5 protein-coding genes are annotated in these 3600 nt (G+C 61.8%); all 5 read right to left on the reverse strand.

What is annotated here, in order from left to right; genetic code table 11:
• Positions 1-31: 31 nt before the first annotated feature.
• Positions 32-355, reverse strand: coding sequence for a hypothetical protein (locus PSTU_RS0108325; protein WP_019340584.1), 324 nt, complete (start codon positions 353-355; stop codon positions 32-34).
• A complete protein-coding gene (gene fliS / locus PSTU_RS0108330) occupies positions 339-737 on the reverse strand; it encodes a flagellar export chaperone FliS (protein ID WP_019340585.1) in 399 nt (132 codons plus the stop codon). Before fliS ends, PSTU_RS0108325 begins: the two co-directional genes overlap by 17 nt.
• A complete protein-coding gene (gene fliD / locus PSTU_RS0108335) occupies positions 734-2074 on the reverse strand; it encodes a flagellar filament capping protein FliD (RefSeq protein WP_019340586.1) in 1341 nt (446 codons plus the stop codon). Before fliD ends, fliS begins: the two co-directional genes overlap by 4 nt.
• A 535-nt stretch (positions 2075-2609) precedes the next feature.
• Positions 2610-3050: a flagellar protein FlgN gene (gene flgN / locus PSTU_RS0108345; protein WP_019340588.1), complete on the reverse strand. Its 441-nt coding sequence runs from the start codon at positions 3048-3050 to the stop codon at positions 2610-2612.
• The gene (gene flgM, locus PSTU_RS0108350; protein ID WP_019340589.1) at positions 3047-3322 is read right to left on the reverse strand and encodes a flagellar biosynthesis anti-sigma factor FlgM; all 276 of its coding nucleotides are present in this window, start codon (positions 3320-3322) and stop codon (positions 3047-3049) included. The genes flgN and flgM overlap by 4 nt, the downstream gene beginning before the upstream one ends.
• Positions 3323-3600: the final 278 nt, after the last annotated feature.

Consider the following 3600-nt stretch of genomic DNA (forward strand, 5'->3'; position numbering starts at 1 on the left):
GCGGCTGTACGCAAGGCTGAAATCGACTGGATCATCCCCTGTCTCCGGCTTGGAACATGTCAACGCGCTGATAGGCTGCACGCCCTTCGGCGTACTCAAGATGGTTCAGCAGCAGCAGGCGCAAGCGCTCGCATTCCTCGGCGCAGGCTTGCAGGCCTTCGCCATGCAGCTGCTTGAGTTGCTGCTTGGCAACAAGCGTTGCCTCGTCGAGCGCGTGCTGCCGGGGCAGCACTTCGAGGCAGCGGCGAATATCACCGTCCACCTTCGCCACGGCGTTCCAGTCGCTGGCCTGCAACGCCTGCTGCAACTGCTCGTGCAGCGCAGTCAGGCGGTCGCAATCACTTACGGGCGGCACTGACGCCCTCCCAGCCTTCGCGGAGAATGCCGAGCAGATTGACCACCTCATCCAGCCCCTCGAGCGACAGCGTCACGCTGACGTCGGAGAGGCGGTAGATGCAGTATTCGTAGAGACGCGCCAACCCCTGGACGACTTCGCCACCGCCCTCTTCATCGAGGGCGCCATTGAGGCCGTTGAGGATGTTCATGCACTTTTCCAGCGATACACCTTTCTGCTGGTAACGCTTGTGTTCGATGTGGCCGCGGGCGCGAGCCAGCTCATCGAGCAGGCCGTCCATCAGCACCAGTACCAGCTCATAGGGCGAAGCCGAGGCGGCGCGCGCTTCGAGATCTACCGAGCGGTAGCTGTCATAACTGTCGTTGGGGTGATAGCTGTTCATGAGGACAATCCGTTAGCTTGCGATGTGGTGGGCATCGAGAACATCCCGCTGGTCTGCTCCATGCTCTGCATGGTCTGCATCATGGTGGTGAACTGCCGGAGGTAGCGGCTGTAATGGGTGTCGTACTGCTGCTGGAGATTGTCGAACTGCTCGTCGATACGGCGCAGGTTCATGTCCAGCGTGTCCATGCGGTTCTTCAGCATGCCGTTGGCACTGTTGGTGTAGCTGGTGACCGTTTTGTCGATGCTGTCGAGCAGCTTGTCGGTGCCGGTGAACAGCTCCTCGAAGCCTGCGGGGTCGTTGGCGACGGCGGCTTCGAAGCGCTTGGCGTCGATGGTCAGCTTGCCGTTACGGTCGGCGCTGATGCCGAACTCGATCAGGCTCTTGCCACCGAAGTCACTACGTAGCAGGCCATTCAAGCGGCTTTCGATGGAACGTATGCTGGAATCACCGGCCAGTGCGCCGCGCTTGGCGCTTTCGCCACCGCTGGCGGTCAGCGAGTCGAAGCTGGTCATCAGCGCGTTGAAGGCGTCGATGAAGGTTTGCGCCTTGGCCTGGGTGCCGGCCTTGTCCTGCGCGATATCGATGGTGAGCGCCTCGCCCGTCGCGTGCGCCTTGGTGAAGGTCATGCTGACGCCATCAATGACGTTCGCGAAGGTGTTGCTCGCGCTGGTCAGTTTGATTCCGGTCGCATCGCGTCCGAGATAGACCTCCGCGTCCGCCGCGCTGGACAGACGGACCGGGCTCGCAACAGCAGTCTCGAAAGCGGTGTTGCCCGCAGCGCTAAGGCTGATGGCTTGGTTGGCGCCGGTTTCAGTACTGGTCAGTACGAGATTGACGACGCCATCGCTACGCACCAGCGTCGCTTGAACACCTGAGTTGTCGGCAGCGCCGTTGATCGCGCTGGCGAGGCCGTCAAGCGTGGTGATGCCAGTCATATCGACGTTGAACGCAGCAACACCGACCTGTCCGATCGTCAGCGTGCCGCCCCCGGCCAGGCTGGCGTCGGACAGCCCCGTGAGCGCGACCTGATCTTTGCTGGCCAGCTGTTTGACGTAGAAGTCATAGCTTCCCGATTGCGCCGTCGTGCCAACGGTGGCGGTGGCGTACCCCTCCTGGCTGAAGGTCGCGCTGTTGGTCAACATGCTCGTCGTGCTGCTGTTGAGCTTGGTGATGGCCGACTTGAAGGTTGTCATCGAGGTGCGCAACGAATTCAGCGCGTCGCGCTGGGCCTTGTAGCGTGATTCGTTGCGATTAAGCCGATCCAGCGAACCCTGAACTTCGTAAGTGGCCAGCTGCGTCGACATTTGTTGTACGTAATCGGAATTTATAGCCATCACCATCCCCTCTTGCTATTGCTACAGCAGATTGCATGCCAGTTCCGGGACGCCCGTATTACGGGCAGTTGAGGAAAAGGGATGCAGAAAAAAGTCTTCCGCAACGCGACAGGACGAGGAAACGGGGAAGCACCGTTTCCGCCTCGGGCGATGGCGGAACATCTGTCTGTAAAGGCGACGTCAGCGGTGAGCGAGTTAAAGCGACAGCGGAAAAGGATTAATTCTTTTCCGAATGCTCAAACGCGGCAGCGTTGCGGTTTTTCGCTTTTCGGGGCGACGGACGCGTGATTTGCGATGTGGAAGGCCGGGCTCGGGGCGATGCGACTTGGCCAATGATCGAGAGTCGACAGATCGCCAGCAATCTGGCTCCTACGAAAGCAGCCTGAGCTTTGATGGTCAAAAGCCACCGGGTGGCGTGCAGATCGGCGCCTCAGAACAGGCCGATGCGGCCGCGGCAACCCGCCCGTAGGAGGCAGCTTGCTGGCGATCCACAGGCCTGAGAAGTTCGATAAGCGTAGGCCGGGCCCTTTTCGCCTCAGTAGGCCTGCGGCGAGTAGAGCCGAGCGTCCTGCCCACCGGCGAGCAGTTGCTGAAGGATGTCGTGGTGCATGGCGAGCAGCTTGCCGTTGTGCTCGTTGAACTGCTGGCACTGCACGGCGAGATCGCCAACCTGCCGCCAACGCTGCTGGAGGGACTCGCCGCGCTCGCCCGTGCAACTGGACAGCAGACGGCGCATGCCCACGCTCGAGGTTTCCAGACGGAACGCTGCCAGCACCTTGCTACGGCGCTGGGCGCGCGCGGCAATGGCTTCGACGCGAACGGTGATCTGCAGGTTGATGCGGTCGATTTCCGGCACATCGCGTTCGAGCAAACGCCCGTACAGCTCCTGCATCAGCTCACGCAAGGCGAGGTAATCGCCGCAGTCCTGCTGCAGATCGTCATCGACGACCGCCAGCAGCTTTTCGCGCTGGCTCACGCATCGTTTCCGCGGTGATAGCTGAGCATGCGACTGGCCAACTCACCCACATCGGTGGAGATTTCGCCGCGCTGCAGCGCTTGCTTGATGGCCGCTACCCGGTCGAGATCGACCTCGGGCATGGCACGCAGGGCGTCATGCATCTGCTCCAACGGCAGGCTTGCGGCCGGACGTGCAGCAGGCTGGGCGGAAGGACGAGCGCTGGCCGGACGCGCCGCGGCGGTCTCGGTGGGCATTGCAATGGCGGGCTTGAACTGCCGGCTGATTTCCATGATTTCGTTCCAACTCAGTGGTTACTGCCAAACAAGCGACCGCTCAGGCGCAAACCTTAAATATTTTTTTGCCGGAACTGACAGGCGGGCCGTTTCAGGCCGGTCCTGCGGTGGCACGCTCACGTACGCCCCCTCACCCCAACCCTCTCCCCGCAAGGGGGGCGAGGGAGCTGGCCGCGCGGGTTTGCGGCATTGGCGGGGCGTCTGTCGTTTTCTTTTTCAGCGTCGCCGCGTTCAAGCTCGCCCCTCACCCCAACCCTCTCCCCCGCAAGCGGGGG

The organism is Stutzerimonas stutzeri SDM-LAC (assembly GCF_000235745.1).
Classification (GTDB): Bacteria; Pseudomonadota; Gammaproteobacteria; order Pseudomonadales; family Pseudomonadaceae; genus Stutzerimonas; species Stutzerimonas stutzeri_H.